18 protein-coding genes and 1 tRNA gene are annotated in these 18,347 nt (G+C 73.5%); 8 read left to right on the top strand and 11 right to left on the bottom strand.

The window, feature by feature from the left end; translation table 11 throughout:
- The first annotated feature begins 10 nt into the window (after positions 1 to 10).
- The 4 genes from C5N14_RS03255 to C5N14_RS03235 all read left to right on the top strand — a co-directional run bounded on the left by C5N14_RS03255 (position 11) and on the right by C5N14_RS03235 (position 3,496).
- Positions 11 to 1,006 (top strand): SDR family oxidoreductase, encoded by a 996-nt coding sequence (locus C5N14_RS03255; RefSeq protein ID WP_117665326.1) that lies wholly within the window; start codon positions 11 to 13, stop codon positions 1,004 to 1,006.
- The gene (locus C5N14_RS03250) at positions 1,006 to 1,788 is read left to right on the top strand and encodes an ATP-binding protein (protein ID WP_117665324.1); all 783 of its coding nucleotides are present in this window, start codon (positions 1,006 to 1,008) and stop codon (positions 1,786 to 1,788) included. The genes C5N14_RS03255 and C5N14_RS03250 overlap by 1 nt, the downstream gene beginning before the upstream one ends.
- A gap of 222 nt (positions 1,789 to 2,010) precedes the next feature.
- A complete protein-coding gene (locus tag C5N14_RS03245; protein WP_117665322.1) occupies positions 2,011 to 2,583 on the top strand; it encodes a DUF5709 domain-containing protein in 573 nt (190 codons plus the stop codon).
- Between the two features lie 376 nt (positions 2,584 to 2,959).
- Positions 2,960 to 3,496, top strand: a complete 537-nt coding sequence (locus C5N14_RS03235; RefSeq protein WP_165878020.1) for a GNAT family N-acetyltransferase — start codon at positions 2,960 to 2,962, stop codon at positions 3,494 to 3,496.
- A gap of 54 nt (positions 3,497 to 3,550) precedes the next feature.
- On the opposite strand, the gene C5N14_RS03230 is transcribed toward C5N14_RS03235, so the two are convergent.
- Both C5N14_RS03230 and macS read right to left on the bottom strand, forming a co-directional pair.
- Positions 3,551 to 4,204, bottom strand: coding sequence for a response regulator transcription factor (locus C5N14_RS03230; RefSeq protein WP_117665317.1), 654 nt, complete (start codon positions 4,202 to 4,204; stop codon positions 3,551 to 3,553).
- Positions 4,201 to 5,337, bottom strand: a complete 1,137-nt coding sequence (macS, locus tag C5N14_RS03225; protein WP_371685791.1) for a MacS family sensor histidine kinase — start codon at positions 5,335 to 5,337, stop codon at positions 4,201 to 4,203. Before macS ends, C5N14_RS03230 begins: the two co-directional genes overlap by 4 nt.
- 111 nt (positions 5,338 to 5,448) lie before the next feature.
- On the opposite strand from macS, the gene C5N14_RS03220 reads away from it, so the two are divergent.
- A complete protein-coding gene (locus C5N14_RS03220) occupies positions 5,449 to 5,904 on the top strand; it encodes an ATP-binding protein (RefSeq protein WP_117665313.1) in 456 nt (151 codons plus the stop codon).
- A gap of 45 nt (positions 5,905 to 5,949) precedes the next feature.
- Here C5N14_RS03220 and C5N14_RS03215 read toward each other — a convergent pair whose 3' ends face one another.
- Positions 5,950 to 6,888, bottom strand: a complete 939-nt coding sequence (locus C5N14_RS03215) for a ribose-phosphate pyrophosphokinase (protein WP_117665311.1) — start codon at positions 6,886 to 6,888, stop codon at positions 5,950 to 5,952.
- Positions 6,889 to 6,951: 63 nt separating this feature from the next.
- On the opposite strand from C5N14_RS03215, the gene glpK reads away from it, so the two are divergent.
- Positions 6,952 to 8,436 carry a glycerol kinase GlpK gene (gene glpK, locus C5N14_RS03210; protein WP_117665309.1) on the top strand — a complete coding sequence of 495 codons (1,485 nt, stop codon included), beginning with the start codon at positions 6,952 to 6,954 and terminating at the stop codon, positions 8,434 to 8,436.
- 100 nt (positions 8,437 to 8,536) lie between these two features.
- Here the strand turns inward: glpK and C5N14_RS03205 are convergent, their stop codons facing one another.
- The 4 genes from C5N14_RS03205 to C5N14_RS03195 form a co-directional block, all read right to left on the bottom strand.
- The gene (locus tag C5N14_RS03205; protein ID WP_243639101.1) at positions 8,537 to 8,698 is read right to left on the bottom strand and encodes a DUF397 domain-containing protein; all 162 of its coding nucleotides are present in this window, start codon (positions 8,696 to 8,698) and stop codon (positions 8,537 to 8,539) included.
- Positions 8,699 to 8,724: 26 nt separating this feature from the next.
- Positions 8,725 to 9,255 carry a DUF5753 domain-containing protein gene (locus tag C5N14_RS03200; protein WP_243639099.1) on the bottom strand — a complete coding sequence of 177 codons (531 nt, stop codon included), beginning with the start codon at positions 9,253 to 9,255 and terminating at the stop codon, positions 8,725 to 8,727.
- Positions 9,256 to 9,390: 135 nt separating this feature from the next.
- On the bottom strand, positions 9,391 to 9,507 hold the full coding sequence (locus C5N14_RS32850) for a helix-turn-helix transcriptional regulator (RefSeq protein ID WP_243639098.1): 117 nt from the start codon (positions 9,505 to 9,507) through the stop codon (positions 9,391 to 9,393).
- Positions 9,508 to 9,613: 106 nt separating this feature from the next.
- A complete protein-coding gene (locus C5N14_RS03195; RefSeq protein WP_117665305.1) occupies positions 9,614 to 10,447 on the bottom strand; it encodes a phosphoribosylaminoimidazolesuccinocarboxamide synthase in 834 nt (277 codons plus the stop codon).
- A gap of 274 nt (positions 10,448 to 10,721) precedes the next feature.
- Here C5N14_RS03195 and C5N14_RS03190 point away from each other — a divergent pair, with 274 nt between their 5' ends.
- Positions 10,722 to 12,053 carry an ABC transporter substrate-binding protein gene (locus C5N14_RS03190; protein ID WP_117665303.1) on the top strand — a complete coding sequence of 444 codons (1,332 nt, stop codon included), beginning with the start codon at positions 10,722 to 10,724 and terminating at the stop codon, positions 12,051 to 12,053.
- A gap of 15 nt (positions 12,054 to 12,068) precedes the next feature.
- On the opposite strand, the gene C5N14_RS03185 is transcribed toward C5N14_RS03190, so the two are convergent.
- The 4 genes from C5N14_RS03185 to C5N14_RS03170 all read right to left on the bottom strand — a co-directional run bounded on the left by C5N14_RS03185 (position 12,069) and on the right by C5N14_RS03170 (position 16,705).
- The gene (locus C5N14_RS03185) at positions 12,069 to 12,320 is read right to left on the bottom strand and encodes a hypothetical protein (RefSeq protein ID WP_117665301.1); all 252 of its coding nucleotides are present in this window, start codon (positions 12,318 to 12,320) and stop codon (positions 12,069 to 12,071) included.
- Positions 12,321 to 12,463: 143 nt separating this feature from the next.
- Positions 12,464 to 12,537 (bottom strand) — tRNA-Met (locus tag C5N14_RS03180).
- A 72-nt stretch (positions 12,538 to 12,609) separates the two neighbouring features.
- Positions 12,610 to 15,588 (bottom strand): UPF0182 family protein, encoded by a 2,979-nt coding sequence (locus C5N14_RS03175; protein WP_207892597.1) that lies wholly within the window; start codon positions 15,586 to 15,588, stop codon positions 12,610 to 12,612.
- 103 nt (positions 15,589 to 15,691) lie between these two features.
- Positions 15,692 to 16,705 carry a PDZ domain-containing protein gene (locus C5N14_RS03170; protein ID WP_117665297.1) on the bottom strand — a complete coding sequence of 338 codons (1,014 nt, stop codon included), beginning with the start codon at positions 16,703 to 16,705 and terminating at the stop codon, positions 15,692 to 15,694.
- 183 nt (positions 16,706 to 16,888) lie between these two features.
- On the opposite strand from C5N14_RS03170, the gene C5N14_RS03165 reads away from it, so the two are divergent.
- Positions 16,889 to 18,121, top strand: a complete 1,233-nt coding sequence (locus C5N14_RS03165) for a zinc-dependent metalloprotease (protein WP_165878025.1) — start codon at positions 16,889 to 16,891, stop codon at positions 18,119 to 18,121.
- Positions 18,122 to 18,347 lie beyond the last annotated feature (226 nt).

The raw sequence follows: 18,347 nt of genomic DNA, 5'->3' as shown, positions 1-18,347 counted from the left end.
CGGGCGAGGAATGCCTCTCTCCCGCAGCCTCGACGACGCGAGCATCGTGCTCACCGGTGCCTCCAGCGGCATCGGCACGGCGACCGCGTACGCGCTGGCCCGCCGCGGCGCGGCCGTGGTGCTGGCGGCCCGCAGCGAGGAGGCTCTGGAGCGGGTGGCGTCCCACTGCCGTGAGCTGGGCGGCCGGGCGCTGGCCGTACCCACGGACGTCACGGACCCGGTGGCCGTGGAACGCCTCGCGGCTCGCGCGGCGGAGGAGTTCGGCCACCTCGACGCCTGGGTCAACAACGCGGCGGTCAGCGCGGTGGGACTCTTCGACGAGATCCCCGTCGGGGAGTTCCGCCGGGTGCTGGAGGTGAACCTGCTCGGTGCCGCGTACGGGATGAAGGCGGCCCTGCCGTACCTCGACGCGGCCGGCGGCGGGGTGCTGGTCAACAACGTCTCCGTGCTGGCCGAGGTGGCGATGCCCTACCAGTCGGCGTACAACGCCACCAAGCACGGGATCCGGGGGCTGGCCGACACGGTCCGGCAGGAGCTGCGGGTCACCGGTCGGGGGAACATCTCGGTCTGCACGGTGCTGCCGGCCTCCACCGACACCCCGTTCTTCCGGCACGCCGCCAACCACACCGGCCGGGAACTGGTGCCGCCGCCACCGGTGTACTCGCCGGAGGTGGTGGCCGAGACCATCGTGCGGGTGCTGCGCCGGCCCCGCCGGGAGGCGTACGCCGGGGGCGCCGCCCGGCTGATCGGCGCGCAGTGGCGGCTCGCCCCGGCGCTGGCCGAGCGGGCCCTCGGCTGGTACGCCCACCGCACCCAGTTCGGGCCCGCCGGCCGGCTGGACAGCGCCGGCAACGTCTTCGTCGCCGACGCGGCGGCCGAGCGGGACGGCGGGTGGCACGGCCGGCGGCGACAGCTCGTCCGGATGACCGCCGCGGTCGGGCTCGCCGCCGGCACCGCGGTCGGCACGATGGCGGCGATGCACCGCCGGACCCGGATGAACCGCTGATGAATCGCCCTGATCGGCCGGATGCGGGCGACACCACCGGCGTGCAGAATGGGACGGTCATGCCGACCGACCTGCGCTGCCTGGTGGAGACGGACGAGTCGTCCGGCTTGTTCCGGTTGTCCGGCGTGCTCGATTCAGCCGCCACCGACGCCGTACGCGACGCGCTGCTCCTGCGGCTCTGCGACCGGCCCGGCCCGGTGGTGGTCGACCTGTCCCGGCTGCGGATGATCGATCCCGCCGCCCGACGGGTCTTCGCCGAGGTGCGCCGCGAGGTCGCCGACTGGCCAACGGCGGACGTGCTGGTCCTCGACCCCACCGGGGCGGCGGCCGGCGACGGGCTGGCGGTGTACCGGACCCTCGACGAGGCGACGGCGGCGCTGGCCCGGGCCCCGATGGCCGCGGCGACCACCATGGAGCTGGCCCCGGTCGTCGGCGCCGCGCGGCAGGTCCGGATGCTGGTCACCGACGGCTGCGCCCGGTGGGGGATCGGTGCGCTGGCCGAGGCGGGTTGCATCGCGGCGACCGAGATGGTCAACAACGTGGTCGCGCACGCCCGCACCGGGATGACCGTCCGGCTGGCGCCCCGCGGCGGCACGCTGCACATCGGCGTACGCGACCACTCCCGGCGGCAGCCGGCGTACCGCGGATTCGCCCCGGTGGACACGGCGGGCGGCCGGGGCCTGCTGCTGATCGACACCGTGGCCCAGCGCTGGGGCAGCACCCTCCTACCCGACGGCAAGCTCGTCTGGGCCGTCCTGCCCCCCACCCCCCTCCCCCACTGACCCAGTGCCGCCCCACCCCGTGCCACCCCACCCCGCCCCGTGCCACCCCGCCCCGCCCCGTCGATCATGGACTTGTGGTGGCCGTTTCATGCCGCTTCACGGCTTTCGCCGGGCACCACGACTCCATGATCGACGAGGGCGGAGGTGGGTCGGGTGGGGAGACAGGTGGGAGACGAGTGCGGGGGTCGGTTACGGGCGGTGGGCAGCGGGTAGTGATCAGCCATGCGTGACGACGAGTACCCGACCCCCGTTTCCGATCCCGAGGCCGAGGGCCTGCCCGACACCGCCGACGACGACTCGACGGCCAACGACGACGTCGAGACCGGTCGTGAGGCGGACGGCCCGGAGCCGGCCCAGCTACCCGGGGACCGCACGCCGGTGGCGGTGGACCGGTACGGCACCACCGCCGAGGAGCAGCTCGACGGCGAGTCGCTGGACTACAAGCTCCATCGGGAGAGCTACGAGCGCCCCGCCGACGACCCGCTGGCCGGCCCGGTCGACCCGGACATCGCCGCCGAGGCCGACAGCGAGGAGCAGGCGGCCCAGGCGCAACTCGACGCCGACGTGATCGACCCGGGTCCGACCTCCGACCCGCACTCCCCGGTCTCCCTGTACGACCACGGCCAGCTCGGCAGCGTCGCCGACGCCGAAGTCGGGCGGCTGGTGGAACCGGACGAGGGGGCGCACAGCGACCTGGAGACCGACAACGTCGCGTACGACGCCGGGTCGGCCGGGGGCGGGGCGAGCGCCGAGGAGCTGGCGATCCACGAGACCCGCCCGCCCGAGTCGCACTGAGCGGACCAGAAGCGGCAGAACCCGCAGGAGCGGGGTCACCGCCCCGCTGGCACTCCTGCGGCGATCAACCAGTCGCGCACCTGCTGGACCGGAACGGGCTCGCCGCCGGCCAGCGACCGGAGTTCGGCGGCGACGCTCCGGTGCCTGGCCGGCGTTCCGTGAAGAACCCGCTGGTTCAGCATCGCTGCCCGGGCCGACTCGGCGTCGAGATGCTTGCAGAAGACCTGGGACCGTGCCAGGGCGCCTCCCGAGTACGCTCGACGGTGGAGCCGGGTGTTGGGAAGGATCCTGCCGAGCGACCTCGCCACCGATGCCCGCATGTGCCACGGGGGTGTGCCGACATATGGCGGAGCAGACGATCGTCGTTCGTGATGCCGTGCCAACGGATGCCGACGCCATGGGCCGGGTGCAGGGTGAGGCGTGGCGGGTCGGCTACGCCGATGTCTTCGAGCCCGGATTTCTCGTCACCGCAGTTGAGCAGCGCCGGGCCGGCTGGGGCCGGCTCTTCGCGCAGCGGCGGATACAGCAGAGCCGCGTGCTGGTGGCCGAGATCGACGGCACGGTGCGGGGACTCGCCCGGTTCGGGCCCGTCGACGATGACTCCGGCGCCTGGGAACTCTTCGCGCTCTACGTCGAGCCGTCATGCTGGGGGACGGGGGTGGCCACCGCCCTGATCAGCCGGATGCACGACGAGCTGCGGCAGGCCAGCCTCCGCGAGGCGACGCTGTGGACGCTAGCCGCAGCGCGCCGGGCCCGGCGGTTCTACGAGAAGTCCGGCTGGGAGCTGACGTCCGCGCACCGGGAGCGGGACTTCGGCGACGGCGTCGCCCGGGCCTTGGTGCGGTACCGCCTGCCTGGCTCTCGGACCAGGGCGGCCGACCCTGTCCCGGCATCCGACGGCAGCTGCCAGTAGCGCCGCGGCTAGCACGACGAACCCCCGGTCTATCCGGTGCCGGCGCTCAGGACGTCAGTCGTCCAGCCCCCGCTCTATGGCGTACCGGGTCAGCTCGACCCGGTTGTGGAGTTGGAGCTTGCCGAGCGTGTTCTGCACGTGGTTCTGCACCGTCCGGTGGGAGAGCCCCAGCCGCTCGGCGATCTGCTTGTACGACATCCCCTTGGCGACCAGGCGCAGCACCTCGGTCTCCCGGTCGGTGAGCCGGGGCGCCGTGTCGTCCCGGGTCGCCGGGCCGGCCGCCAGCCGCCGGTACTCCCCCAGCACCAGCCCCGCCAGGCTCGGCGTGAAGACCGGTTCGCCGGCCGCCGTGCGGCGCACCGCGTCCAGGAACTCGGCCGGGGCGGCCGACTTGACCAGGTAGCCGGTGGCGCCGGCCTTCACCGCGTCCAGCACGCTCTGCGGCTCGCCGCTGGCCGACAGCATCAGCACCCGCACCTCGGGCAGCGCGGCGCGCAAGCCGCGGATCACCTCGACCCCGGAGACGTCCGGCAGTTGCAGGTCGAGCACGACCACGTCGGGGCGGGCCGCGGCGGCCACCCGGACGGCCTGCCGCCCCTCCCCGCTGGTCGCGACCACCAGGTGCCCGGCCTCGGTGAGGTCGCGGGCCACCCCCTCACGCCACATCGGGTGGTCGTCGACCACCATCACCCGGACGCCGGTGCTCATCGCCCACTCCTCGGCACGCTCAGCTCGATCTCGGTCCCCGCGCCGGTGGTGGAGACGATCCGCACCTCGCCGCCCAGGTCGGCGACCCGGCCCCGGATGGACTGCGCCACTCCCAGCCGCCCCTGCGCCGCGGCCTCGGCCAGCCGCCCCGCCGGGATCCCCGGCCCCTCGTCGCGTACCGAGACGGTCACCGTCTCCCCCTCGTCCTCGATCAGCACCCAGGCCCGACCGCCGGCGTGCCGGGTCACGTTGTCCAGGGCCGCGCCCACGGCGGCCGCCAGCTCGGCGGCCACCCACCTGGGCAGCGGAACCGGGGTGGCCGGCGCGGAGACCGCGACCGCCGCCGAGGCATACCGGTCGAGCATGGCCCGCAGGTCGCGGGGGTTTCCGTCCCCGGCCGGCGCGACGGCGCCCGCCCGCCCGATGAGGGCGCGCAGGGCGGCCTCCTGCTCCCCGGCCAGCCGGGCCAGCTCGCCGGCCTCCCCGTCGAGGTGCGCGCCGCGCCGCTGCACCAACGCCAGGACCTGGAGCACCGAGTCGTGGATGTCCCGGGCGAGCCGTTCCCGTTCCCGGGTCGCCGCCTCCAGCTCGACCGCCCGGTGCAGCCGTTGCTCGGCGGTCACCGCGAGCCGGGCGACGTGCCCGACCACCGCGCCGGCCAGCAGCAGCAGGATCGCCCCGGTGAGGGTGGACTGGCCGATCCGGTCCCGGGTCGCCAGGTCGACCCCGCCGACCAGCAGCGCGGCCACCGTGCCCCGACGCCGGCCGCCGGAGACCGCCCAGGCGAGCACCGGCCCGGCCAGCCAGACCACCGCGAGGCTGGGGGCGCCGGTGGAGAGCGCCGCCCGCCCCTCCACCCACGGACTGACCAGCAGGACCCCGAGCACGACCGCGAGGTCGGCCACCAGCAGCGGCCAGCCCCGCCAGGCCGGACGGGCGTAGCCGAACGCGGTGGTCACCGTCCAGCCGAGCATCGCGAGCAGGACCACCCCGGCCAGCACCGGGTGGGCGTACCGGTCGGCGTCGCGCAGGACCAGCAGGCCGACGTACGCCAGGGCGGCGAACCGGAACACCGCGACGGCCCGCCAGAGCGGGACCTCGAATCCACCGGGCGGCGACGGCACGTCCGTCACGATGCCACAGCCCGGTACGGGGCCGGCAGGGGTGCCGGATGCGCGACCCCCAATCCTGGCGTACGGTGGAAAAGCCGCAAATCCGGTCCACGACCCACCCCGGACGGGGCCATGACGAACGCAGAACTGCCCGCACCGCGTACGGTTGTGCCCATCGACACTTCCCTCCTGATCGCCGAGGCCTTCGACCAGGCACAGGTGACCGAGTTGCGCCACTCGGTCGCCTCCTGCGCGCACGCGTCGGGCCTGGACGGGCAGCGCCTCGACGACTTCGTGCTGGCGATCAACGAGCTGATCACCAACGCGGTCCGGCACGGCGGCGGGCGGGGCTGGCTGCGGCTGTGGCAGCAACCCGGGCGGCTGGTCTGCGAGGTCGCCGACAACGGCCGGGGGATCAGTGCCCGGCGGCTCGACGACCGCGACCGCCCCGCCCCCGACACCGCCGGCGGCTGGGGCCTCTGGCTGGCCCGCGAGCTGAGCGACGCCATGGAGGTGGAGACCGGCGCGGCCGGCACCACGGTCCGGATCACCGCCGCCATCGGCGTCCGCGAGCGCGCCGTGGAATGATCGCCGTCGCGGTCCCGGCCCGGCCGGGGGCGCCGCCGGCCGGGCTCAGCCGAACAGGGCGCTGACCGACTCCCCGTTGTGGATCCGGCGCATCGCCTCGGCCAGCGCCGGCGCGACGGAGAGCACCTCCAGCTTCGGCACCCGCTTCTCCGCCGGGATCGGCACCGTGTTGGTGCAGACGATCTCCAACACCCCGTCCTGCTCGCAGAGCCGCTCCAGCGCCCCGCTGGAGAACAAGCCGTGGGTGCAGGCCAGCCGGATCGAGCGGACCTTCAGCTCGCGCAGGTGGGCCATCAGCTCGATCACCGTGCTGCCCTTGGCGATCTCGTCGTCGAGCACGATCACGTCCCGGTCGGCCACCTCACCGATCACCGTACTGATCTTGACCAGGTCATCGCTGAACCGCTGCTTCGCGCCGGCCGCGACCGGGGTGCCGAGCATCCGGGCGAAGGCGGCGGCCTCCTTGGCGTTGCCCAGGTCGGGCGAGACCACCACGGCGTTGCTCAGGTCGTACCGCCGGAAGTGGCCGGCCAGCTCCCGCAGCGCGTGCAGATGGTCCACCGGGACGCTGAAGAACCCGTGCACCTGCGGCGAGTGCAGGGTCAGCGCCAGCACCCGGTCCGCGCCGGCCGAGGTCAGCAGGTCGGCGACCAGCCGGCCGCCGATCGAGATGCGCGGCGCGTCCTTCTTGTCCGACCGGGCGTACGCGTAGTGCGGCAGCACCACCGTGATCCGGCCGGCCGACGCGCCCCGGGCCGCGTCGATCATGAGTAGCAGCTCGACCAGGTGCTCCTGGGTCGGCGGCACCAGCGGCTGGATCAGGAAGACGTCCCGCTCCCGGCAGTTCGCCTGCAACTGCACCTCCAGGCAGTCGTTGGCGAACCGGGACACCCGCACGGGGTGCAGCGGCACCCCGAGGTGGGCACAGATCTCGGCGGCGAGGTCGGGATGGGCGGTTCCACTGAAAACGGCGATGTCGCGCACGTTGACCGATCGTACGGCCGGCGGTGGCCGGCGGACGCGCGGCCGGCCGGGTACGGTGCTGCCGTGACCGGAGCGTACGTCGCCGCCATCGACCAGGGCACCACCTCGTCGCGGTGCATCGTGTTCGACCGGGCCGGGGAGATCGTCGCCGTGGCCCAGCGCGAGCACCGGCAGATCTTCCCCCGGCCCGGCTGGGTCGAGCACGACGCCGAGGAGATCTGGGACAACGTCCAGCTCGTGGTGCGGGAGGCGCTGGACGCCGCCGGCACCGGCCCGGAGGGGCTGGCCGCGGTCGGCATCACCAACCAGCGGGAGACCACCGTGGTCTGGGACCGGGCCACCGGCCGCCCGGTCGCGAACGCCGTCGTCTGGCAGGACACCCGCACCGGTCCGCAGCTACGCGCGCTGGCCGAGGCGTACGGCGAGCAGCGGCTGCGCGCCCGCACGGGGCTCACCCTGGCCACCTACTTCGCCGGGCCGAAGCTGCGCTGGCTGCTCGACCACGTCGACGGGCTGCGCGAGCGCGCCGAGCGGGGCGAGGTGCTGTTCGGCACGATGGAGAGCTGGCTGATCTGGAAGCTGACCGGCCGGCACGTCACCGACGTGACCAACGCGAGCCGGACCATGCTGATGGACCTGGAGACCCTCGACTGGGACCCGGAGTTGCTCGACGCGCTCGGTGTGCCGGCCGCGATGCTGCCGGAGATCCGCTCGTCGGCCGAGGTGTACGGCACCGCCGACGGGCTGCTCGCCGGGGTGCCGGTGGCCAGCGCCCTCGGCGACCAGCAGGCCGCCCTGTTCGGGCAGACCTGCTTCCAGCCGGGCGAGGCGAAGTGCACGTACGGCACCGGCAGCTTCCTGCTGCTGAACACCGGCGCGAGCGCGGTCACCTCGACGCACGGCCTGCTGACCACGGTCGCCTACCGCATCCACGGCCAGCCGGCCGCGTACGCCCTGGAGGGGGCGATCGCGGTCACCGGCTCGCTGGTGCAGTGGCTGCGGGACAACCTCGGCCTGATCTCCACCGCCGCGGAGGTGGAGGACCTGGCCCGCACGGTCGACGACAACGGCGGCTGCTACGTGGTACCGGCGTTCTCCGGGCTGTTCGCCCCGCACTGGCGCAGCGACGCGCGCGGGGTGGTCGCCGGGCTGACCGGTTACGTCACCAAGGGGCACCTGGCCCGGGCCGCGCTGGAGGCGTCCGCCTGGCAGACCCGCGAGGTGGTCGACGCGATGAACGCCGACTCGGACGTGGCGCTGCGCCGGCTGCGGGTGGACGGCGGGATGACGGCCAACGGCCTGCTGATGCAGTTCCTCGCCGACGTGCTGGACGTGCCAGTGGTCCGCTCCCGGATCACCGAGACCACCTGCCTCGGCGCCGCGTACGCGGCCGGGCTCGCCGTCGGCTTCTGGCCGGACCTGGCCATCCTGCGCGCCCAGTGGAGCTCCGACGCCCAGTGGACCTCCACGATGGACGCCGAGCACCGCGAGCGGGAGCTGCGCCAGTGGCGCAAGGCCGTCCAGCGCACCCTCGACTGGGAAGACTGACCGCCCTCAAGATCGTCTGTCGCTGGGCGGCGCGTCACCCGGCGTGTCGTCTCGTTGATCGACAGACGATCAAGAAAGAGCCGGTGGGGAGGACGAATGTTCAGCCCGCCTTGACCAGGTCCACGAAGGAGCGCCAGGCGGGCGGGGCGAACGTCAGGGTCGCGCCGTCGCGGTCCTTCGAGTCGCGCACCAGGACCCGGCCGGGCAGATTGTCGGCGACCTCCACGCAGGTGTCGCCGCCGTTGCCGGACCGGGTCGACACTCGCCACCGAGGGGTGGGGGCACTGTTCACAGCTCGCTCACCAGCTTCCCGATCAGCTCCAGCGAGGCGCCCTCGGAAAGGGCCTCGCCGAGCAGCGTGTCCCACATCGACCTGAGTGTATCGATCGCGCCCGGCCGGTCCATCACCTGACCGAAGACCCCGTCCACGTAGGCCACCTCGTCGCCGTCGGGCAGGGTGGCCAGCACGAAGCCGCCGGCCAGCCCGGGATGCGCGCCGGCACCGGCCGGGACGACGTAGAGCCGAACGTGCGGCAGCGCGGACCACTCGACCAGGCGCTCCAGTTGGGCGCGCTGGACATCCGGGCCGCCGACCACCCGGCGCAGGGCAGCCTCGTCCACGACGGCGGTGAACCGCCTGGGGGCGGGCCCGTCGATCAGCTCCTGGCGGGCCATCCGGCCGGCGACGAGCTGCCCCACCTCGGCCGGGGTGTGGATGCCCTGCCCGGTCAGCACCGCCCGCGCGTACTCCTCGGTCTGGAGCAGCCCCGGCACCAGCGACGGCTGGCACGTACGCAGGGCGACGGCATTGGCCTCCACGGCCCGCCACGGGGCGAACCAGACCGGCGACTGCTGCCGGTTGGCGGCGGCCAGCAGCTCGGCGAGCAGGCCGGCGGTGGCGAGCGCCTCGTCCGCCGCCGCGGCGAAGTCCGGCGTCGGCCGCCGCCGGCCGGTCTAGATCGCCGCGATGGTGGACGGGCTCCACCTGATCAGCTCGGCGAGCGCCTCCTGGGAGACGCCCGCGCTGGCCCGGGCAGCCTTGAGAGCCCGGATCCACATGTCGTCGTTCATGTGACCATCCCGAAATCGTGCGAGCACCGAGGGTGATGACTGCATCCTCGGTGCTTACCCGGCCCCGGTTCAGCAGGAGCGGCGAAAACGCGGTTACGGGTCGCGGTCAGGCCCAGGTGTTGCCGGTGAGCTTCTCGTAGACCTCGACGTAGCGGGCCCGGGTCGCCTCGATCACCTCGGCGGGCACCTCGGGGGCCGGCGGCTGCTTGTCCCAGCCGGCGGCGGTCGCCCAGTCCCGGACGTACTGCTTGTCGTAGGAGAACTGCGCCCGGCCCGGCTGGTACGACTCGGCCGGCCAGAACCGGGACGAGTCGGAGGTGAGCACCTCGTCGCCGAGGACCAGGGTGCCGTCCGCCGCCCAGCCCAGCTCGATCTTGGTGTCGGCGACCAGGATGCCCCGCTCGGCGGCGAGCTCCGCGCCACGGCGGTAGACGTCGATGGTGATCTGCCGCAGCCGCTCGGCGGTCTCCGCGCCGACCTTGTCCACCACCTGCTGGTAGGTGATCGGCTCGTCGTGCTCGCCCCTGGGCGCCTTCGTCGACGGGGTGAAGATCGGCTCCGGCAGGATCGACGCCTCGACCAGCCCGCGGGGCAGCTCGACGCCGGAGACCGCGCCGGTGCGCTCGTACTCGGCGAGGCCGCCGCCGGTGAGGTACCCCCGGGCGACGCACTCGACCGGGACCATCTCCAACCGCCGGCAGCGGATCGCCCGGCCGGCGAACTCCGCCGGCACGTCGGTGGCGGAGACGACGTGGTTCGGCACCAGATCGGCGAGCTGCTCGAACCACCACAGCGACAGCGCCGTCAGCAGCCGGCCCTTGTCGGGTACGGGGGTCGGCAGCACCACGTCGTAGATCGAGATCCGGTCCGAGGCGACCAGGATCAGGTCCTCGCCATCGGCGTAGACGTCCCGGACCTTGCCCGAGTGCAGAAGTTCCACGCGCCCTAGTACACCACGGCCCCCCGGGACGCCTGGGTGCCGGCCACCCGGGAGGGCCCACCGGCCCCCTGCAGGCCGGCCCGGGTCGGGACGACGGGAGGGTCAGGGCGACGGGAGGGTCGGGGCGACGGGAGGGGCCGGGCGACGGCCGCCGGCGAGGCCGGCCGATCTCCCGGTCGCCTCGGCCCGATCCCCGGCCGGACGGCCGTTGACACCCGCCCGCGCCGGCTGTGTAAATGGTCCGACCGCCCACCGGACGACCAGGAGAGTCCCCGTGCCCACCGCCCGTCCCCCGCTCCCCCACTCCGGTGCCGACCCGGGCCGCCGGCGACTGCTGGGGGCACTGCTCGGGGCGCCGCTCGCGGTGCCCGGCCTGGCCGGATGCGGCGGCGGCGAGGAGGAGACGCCCGTCGACGACGGGCTGATCGAGCTCTCCGTCTTCTGGTACGGCAGCACGAAGCGGGCCGAGCTGACCGAGAAGGCGCTGCGGCTCTACTCCGCGCGCAACCCCCGGGTCAGCTTCCGGGTCACCTGGCAGGGCCTGGACGGCTACTACGACCGGCTGGCCACCCAGGCGGCCGGCGGGAACGTGCCCGACCTGATCCAGGTCGACGACACCGTCCTCACCGAGTACGCCCGGCGGGGCATCCTGCTCGACCTCGGCGGGTACGCCGCCGACCACCGGCTCGACCTGCGCGGGCTCCCCCCGGGCCTGGTCCGCTACGCCGAGGTCGACGGCCGCACCATGGGCGTGGCGGCGGCCCAGACCAGCGCCGCCGTGGTCTACAACCGCGCCCTGCTACGCCGGCTGGGCGTCCCGGAGCCCCGCACCGGGATGTCCTGGCAGGAGTACGTCGACTGGGCGGCCCGGGTCACCCGGGCCGCCGACGGCCGGGTCGCCGGCACGATGGACCCGTCCGGGGACCACCGGGCGCTCTGGCTCTGGCTGCGGTCCCGGGGCGGCGAGCTGTACCAGGGCCGGCAGCTCGGCTTCGGCGCGAGCGACCTGGTCGACTGGTTCGAGCTGTGGCAGGCCGCCCGGACCCGCAAGGCCACCCCGAGCGCCGCACTGGTCGACCAGGCCGACAACGGCGAGACGAACCGGCAGTTGGTGGTCACCGGGCACACGGCCGCCTCGTTCGCGTGGGCCCACCAGTTCCCCGAGCTTCAGCGCTACACCAACGACGAGCTGGCGATGGCCGCGTTCCCCGGCCCGCCGGGCGCGCAGTGGGCGCGGGCGTCGATGTACTGGGCGGCGTTCCGCGGCACCCGGCGACCCGACGTCGTGGCCGAGGTGATCAACTTCCTCACCACGAACATGGGGGCGGGCCTGGCACTGGGCCAGGAGCGGGGGGTCAATCCGAACCTCGCCATCCGCCGGTACGTCGAGGAGAGCGTGACCGACGCCGGGCAGCAGCGCGCCGCCGCCCTCGCCGCCGCCCTCGCCGACGGGCTCGGCCCCGCGCCCAGTCCGCCCCCGAAGGGGCACGCCCGGGTGCGGGCCCTGCTCGTCGCCACGGCCGAAGGGATCCTGTCCGGCCGGTCCGGCATCCGCCCGGCGACCTCCCGGTTCATCGCCCAGGCCAACGCCGCGCTGGCCGAGTGACCCGACCCGCCGCCCTCAGCGTGGCGGACGGTTTCGCCGGTTGCGCATCAGCAGTAGCACCAGCACGACGATCCCGCCGACGACGACCAGGCAGCAGAGCAGCCCCAGGAAGCCGACGCCGCCGCCCCGGGAACGCCGCTTGGCGGCCTCGACCACCAGGTCGCCGGGACCGGTGGACGCCCAGGCCGCGACCGGGACGAAGACCGACAACACGACCGCACCGAGGACCGCGCTCAGCCGGCCCCACCACTTGTTCCACGAAGACATGCCCCCATCCTCGCCGAGCGGCGCAACAGCGGCACCCGGGACGGGCGGGATTCACCGGCGCACTCCGGGCGGGCCGCCGCCGCCGGGACGCGGGACGGGAGATGCAGAAGGGCCCGGAGTTTCCTCCGGGCCCTTCCGGCTCGTAGCGGGGACAGGATTTGAACCTGCGACCTCTGGGTTATGAGCCCAGCGAGCTACCGAGCTGCTCCACCCCGCGTCGGCTCGTTAACCGTAGCGCACCGCCCGGGCCACGCGCAAAACGACCCCACCCCGGCGGCTCCCGCGCAGGTCAGCCACCCGTCGACGCCGAGGGCGACGGGGCGGGACTGCCGCTCGGCGAGGCGCCCGGCGTCGGCGCGGCCGGCGTGGCCGCCCGCTGCGCCTGCTGGAAGGCCGTCATCGCGTCGTCCAGGGCCTTGAGCGCCCGGCCGTACCGCTCGAAGTCGCCGGACGTCTGCGCGGCCTTGACCTCGGCGATGGCCGCCTGCACCTTGCCCGCCGCCTCGGCCAGCTCGCCGGTCAGCGGCGGCGGGTTGGTCCCGCCGCCGGGCGGCGTCTCGCCGGACGGCGGTGGGGTGGTGCCCTGGGCGGCCTGCTTGCCCTGCTCGACAAGCTGCTTGATGCCGTCGGTGAGGTTGTTGGCCAGCACCACGTACGAACCGCCGTCGCCGTACGACAGCAGCACCTTCTGCAACAGCGGATACGCGTCCTGCTGGTTGCTCTTCACGTAGACCGGCTCGACGTAGAGCATCCCGTTGCCGAAGGGCAGCGACAGCAGGTTTCCGTACTGCACCTGCGCCTGGTTGGAGGAGAGCAGGTTGAGCTGCTGCCGGATGTTGGCGTTGTTGGTCATCTGCTGGTGCACCTGTACCGGGCCGGAGATCCGGGTCTGGTCCGGCAGCTCCAGCACCTCCAGCTTCGGCTTGCCGTCCACGTACGAGCCGGAGATCAGCGCCGCGAGGTTCTGCCGGCCGTTCGGGGTGACCGCCGAGGTGAGCTGGAAGCGCGGCGCCTCCTGGCCGGGGAACTGGGTCCACAGGTAGTACGGCGGCTGCTTCTGCCCGCCGTCCGGGTTGTCCGGCACGTTCGGCACCTGCCAGAAGTCCTGCGCCGAATAGAAGTCGCCCGGGGCGGTGACGTGGAACTTGGTCAGCAGGTTGCGCTGCACCTTGAACAGGTCGGCCGGGTAGCGGAAGTGCTCCCGCAGCTCGGCCGGGATCTTGTCGTTCGGCAGCACCAGGTCCCCGCCGAACGCCTTGTTCCACGCCTTCAGCACCGGGTCGCTCTGGTCGAACTCGTACAGCCGGACCGTGCCGTCGTACGCGTCGACCGTGGCCTTGACGGAGTTGCGGATGTAGTTGACGTTCTCCCGGGCGAGCTGGAACGTGCCCCGTCCGGTCAGCTCGTCGGTCGTCTCGGCCTGGAGGTTGACCCGCTCGGCGTACGGGTAGGTCGCGGCCGTCGTGTAGCCGTCGACGATCCACTGCACCCGACCACCGACCACCGCCGGGTACGGGTCGCCGTCGAGGGTGAGGAACGGCGCGACCTTCTCCACCCGGTCCCGGGGGTTGCGCACGTAGAGCAGCTTCGAGTTCTCGTTGACCGCCTCGGAGAGCAGGAAGTTCGACTCCTGCTGCTTGATCGCGTACAGCAGCCGGCGAGTGAACGAGCCGATCTCGACGCCACCCTCACCGGTGTAGGTGTAGTACTGTTCGCCGCCGGTCTGGGTCGGCCGGTCGAACTCCGCGTTCCGCTCCGGGTTCGCCTGCCCGACGATCGCGTAGTCGTCCGGGCCCATCCGCTCGCCGTAGTAGATGCGCGGCTGGCTGGCCGGGATCTGCTCGGTCTGCGAGGAGCACGCCTCCTGGGTCTTCTCGCCGAGGAAGCCCGAGACGAAGTACGGCTGCCCGCCGCAGACCACCTGGTTGGCCGGCGCGGCGACCAGGCCGTAGCCGTGGGTGTAGACGGTGTGCCGGTTGATCCAGGTGTTCTGCTGGTCGGTCAGCTCGTTGTAGTTGACCTCCCGGACCCCGACCACGTAGTCGGAGGTGTTGCCGCCCACGGCGTACCGGTCGATGTCCAGCTTGGGGCCGAAGTCGTAGAAGCCCCGGACCTGCTGGAGCTGGGTGTACGTCTCGGAGACGAGCTGCGGGTCGAGCAGCCGCACGTTCGACACCACGGAGGTGTCGGTGCCCAGGCTCGCCGGCGGGACGAGGTTGTTCGCCGCGTACGGCGAGGTCTTCGTGTCGGCCAGCCCGAACGCCGCCCGGGTGGCCCCGATGCTGCGCTCGATGTACGGGGCCTCCTTGTCCTTGGCGCTCGGCTTGACCTCGAAGGTCTGCACCGCCCAGGGGTAGATGCCGCCGATGGCGACCGCGGAGACGCCGAGCAGGGCCAGCGAGATGCCCGGCCAGACCAGGTTCCGCATCACCGCGTTGGAGAACACGATGATCGCGATGGCCACCACGACCGAGATGTAGGCGAGGATCTCCTTGGCCGGCAGCAGCGCGTTGATGTCGGCGTACCCGGCGCCGTAGAGCTTCGCCCCCTCGTTGTACTCCAGCAGCATGGAGCGCCGGTCCAGCACGTACGCGACGGCCTTGAGCAGGACGAAGACCGCGACGAGCGTGCTCAGGTGGGCCCGCGCGGCGTTGGTCATCCGGTCCCCGACGCCCTGTAGCCGCACGCCGCCGAAGATGTAGTGCACGGCCAGCGCGCCGAGCAGGGCGAGCACGACGGCGGTGAAGCCGAGGCCGAGCACGAAGCGCCAGAACGGCAGCTGGAAGACGTAGAAGCCGATGTCGACACCGAACTCCGGGTCCTCGACGCCGAAGTCACCGCCGTTGCGGAACAGCAGCCACTGGCTCCACCGGCTCTGCGCCGACAGCCCCGCGAAGAGCCCGACCACGACGGCGACCAGGCTGATCCACAGGCCGAGCCGGGGTCCGAGCACCATCCGGTACCGCTCCAGGGTGGCCTGCTCCAGCGAGTGCGGTCGCAGCCGGGGCCGCAGCCGGTGGGCCAGCCACAGGTTGCCGCCGACGATCACCGCCATGGCGAGGCCGACGATGAGGAAGAGCAGCACCCGGGTGGCGAGCACCCCGGTGAACACCTGGGTGTACCGGACCTCGTCGAACCAGAGCCAGTCGGTCCAGGCCTGCACACCCCAGCCCAGCAGGGTGAAGAGCACGAACACCCCGATCAGCACCCCGATCGTGACGCGTCCGCGCCGGCTCATCCTCGGCAGGGGGCTGCTACGCATGACCACTGTTGGCTCCGCACGCTCGATGTGATCGGCTCCGACCAGGCACCCAGAGTACGGGGTGTTCCTGAAAGCGTCGGCCCACGGTCACGCCGGGGGCCGCGCGCGATCAGCAGCGGGTCGGCTCCCGGCCCTCGCGCAGCGCCGCCAGGGCCGTCAGCGCGTCGTCCAGGGTGCCCACCCTGAGCAGCGGGAGGCCGGGTTGCGGGTTGCGGACCGCCTCGGCGCAGTTGGCCTCCGGCACCAGGAACACCTTGGCCCCGGCCTGCTTCGCGCCGACCAGCTTCTGGGCGATCCCGCCGATCGGGCCGACCCGGCCCTCGTCGTCGATCGTGCCGGTGCCGGCGATGATCTTCCCGCCGGTGAGGTCGGCCGGCTCCAGCTTGTCCACGATCCCGAGGGCGAACATCAGGCCGGCGCTCGGGCCGCCGATGTCGCCCAGGTCGATGGAGAGGGTGAACGGGTGCGGCTGCTGCTGGTCGATCTCGACCCCGATCCGCGGCCGGCCGTCCTGCTCCCGGCTGGTGACCTGCGCCGTGGCGGCGGCACCGTCGCGGGTGTACCCGATGGTCAGCGCGGTGCCCGCCGGCTTGGCCCGGATCAGCTCGGTGAGCCGGCCGGCGCTGGTGACCGGCGTGCCGTCGACGGCGGTGACGACGTCGCCAACCTTCAGCGCCCCGGCCGACGGACCGTCCGCCGCAACGGTCTTGACCTGCACCTGGACCGGGAAACCCAGCTCCCGCAGGGCCGCCGTCTCGGCACTGGTCTGGGAGTTGCGGAAGTCCTCCTCGTTGCGCTGCTCCACCTCCTGCTGGCTCTCCCCCGGCGGGTAGACCAGCTCGCGCGGCACCACCGCCTCGTCGGAGGAGAACCAGCCGGCCAGCGCCGAGCGCAGCCGGACGGTGGGCTGCACCCCGACCGTGGTCAGCCGGAGCTGGCCGGCGGAGGTGGACGTCGCGCGCCCGGACACCTGGATGACCTCCTTGCCGTCCGAGGTGCCCAGCGTGTTCACCGTCGGCCCGGGGCCGAGCACCACGTACGGGATGGGCGCGTTGAGCACACCGAAGCTCAGCAGGGTGGTGAGCAGGGCACCCAGGAGGACGGTCACGCCGCGACGTCTCATGGCGCAGAGCGTACCGACAGGTCCGGCGGGGACCCGGACGGTGACGGGCGACTTCGCCCTCAGCGCAACGCCGGTGCCGGCGACCTGGGGCGCTGCCCGCGTACCGTAGACGTCGTGCCTGATATTCCGTTCGGTTTCGCGCTCCCGGGTGGGCAACCACCAGACCCCAACGATCCCGCGCAGATGCAGCAGTTCATGTCGCAGTTGCAGCACCTGCTCTCCGCGCCGGGCAGCGGGCCGGTCAACTGGGACCTGGCCCGGCAGGTGGCCGCCAGCCAGCTCGCCGCCGCGGGCGACCCGGCGGTGTCGCCGCACGAGCGGCACGCGGTGGAGGAGGCGCTGCGCCTCGCCGACCTCTGGCTGGAGCCGGTCACCGCCTGGCCGACGGGGATCCGCAGCTCGCTGGCGTGGAACCGCAACGAGTGGATCTACAAGACCCTGGACGTCTGGCGCAAGCTCTGCGACCCGGTGGCCAGCCGGATGGTCGGCGCGATGGGCGACCTGGTGCCGCCGGAGGCGCGGGCCCAGCTCGGCCCCATGCAGTCGATGATGGCCACCCTCGGCGGCGCGCTGTTCGGCGGGCAGCTCGGGCAGGCCCTCGGCTCGCTGGCCGCGGAGGTGCTCTCCGCCGGCGACATCGGGCTCCCGCTCGGCCCGGCCGGCACCGCCGCGCTGATCCCGGCCAACATCCGGGCGTACGGGCAGGGCCTGGAGCTGCCCGAGGACGAGGTGCGCCTCTACGTCGCCCTGCGCGAGGCGGCCCACCAGCGGCTCTTCGAGCACGTGCCGTGGCTGCGCGGGCACGTGCTCAACGCCGTCGAGACGTACGCCTCGGGCATCCGGGTCAACCGGGAGGCGATCGAGGAGGCCATGGGCCGGGTCGACCCGACCGACCCGGAGTCCATGCAGGCGATCGCCCTGGAGGGCATCTTCACCCCGGAGGACACCCCGGCGCAGAAGGCGTCCCTGGCCCGGCTGGAGACCGCGCTCGCCCTGGTGGAGGGCTGGGTCTGCCACGTGGTCGACGACGCCGCCGGCGAGCGGCTGCCCAACGTCGTCCGGCTCGGCGAGGCGTTCCGTCGGCGGCGGGCGGCCGGCGGGCCGGCCGAGCAGACGTTCGCGGCGCTGGTCGGGCTGGAGCTGCGCCCGCGCCGGCTGCGCGAGGCGGCGGCCCTGTGGGCGGCGCTGACCGAGCACCGGGGCATCTCCGGCCGGGACGCCGTCTGGGGACACCCCGACCTGCTCCCCTCCGACGACGACTTCGCCGACCCGGTGGCGTTCGCCACGGCCCGGCTCGACCTCGACGACGAGCTGGCCAACTTCGACTTCAGCGCGCCGGGCGGGCCGGCGGAGCAGGCCCCGGGCTCCCCCCGTCCGCGTCCCGAGGGCACCGGGGACGACGCCGAGGAGTCCTGACCGCCGCGAGCGCACCCGGGGGCCGTTGACGCAGCCGCGTCGGTGGCCCTCGGCCTGCTGCGCGCCAGCCGGGCGGGGGCTGGTTCGCGCCAGCCGCTGCGGACGGGCCGAACCCCGGCCCGGTCGCGGGGCCGCGCGGGGCTGGTCGGCGACGGCAGCCACCCGGCGCGGGTCGGCGGCTGGCCGGTCACCCGGCGCACAAGCCTCGGCCAGCCGGAGCCGCCCC

The sequence above is a fragment of the Micromonospora sp. MW-13 genome (assembly GCF_003434305.1).
Taxonomy (GTDB): domain Bacteria; phylum Actinomycetota; class Actinomycetes; order Mycobacteriales; family Micromonosporaceae; genus Micromonospora.
This window is presented reverse-complemented; position numbering and strand designations above follow the sequence as displayed.

Excerpts from the sequence above, each read along its gene's own strand:
- C5N14_RS03255 (WP_117665326.1), top strand. The coding sequence starts at position 11 with ATGCCTCTCTCCCGCAGCCTCGACGACGCGAGCATCGTGCTCACCGGT.
- C5N14_RS03250 (WP_117665324.1), top strand. The coding sequence starts at position 1,006 with ATGAATCGCCCTGATCGGCCGGATGCGGGCGACACCACCGGCGTGCAG.
- C5N14_RS03245 (WP_117665322.1), top strand. The coding sequence starts at position 2,011 with ATGCGTGACGACGAGTACCCGACCCCCGTTTCCGATCCCGAGGCCGAG.
- C5N14_RS03230 (WP_117665317.1), bottom strand. The coding sequence starts at position 4,204 with ATGAGCACCGGCGTCCGGGTGATGGTGGTCGACGACCACCCGATGTGG.
- C5N14_RS03220 (WP_117665313.1), top strand. The coding sequence starts at position 5,449 with ATGACGAACGCAGAACTGCCCGCACCGCGTACGGTTGTGCCCATCGAC.
- C5N14_RS32850 (WP_243639098.1), bottom strand. The coding sequence starts at position 9,507 with ATGAACGACGACATGTGGATCCGGGCTCTCAAGGCTGCCCGGGCCAGC.
- C5N14_RS03185 (WP_117665301.1), bottom strand. The coding sequence starts at position 12,320 with ATGTCTTCGTGGAACAAGTGGTGGGGCCGGCTGAGCGCGGTCCTCGGT.
- C5N14_RS03170 (WP_117665297.1), bottom strand. The coding sequence starts at position 16,705 with ATGAGACGTCGCGGCGTGACCGTCCTCCTGGGTGCCCTGCTCACCACC.
- C5N14_RS03165 (WP_165878025.1), top strand. The coding sequence starts at position 16,889 with ATGCAGCAGTTCATGTCGCAGTTGCAGCACCTGCTCTCCGCGCCGGGC.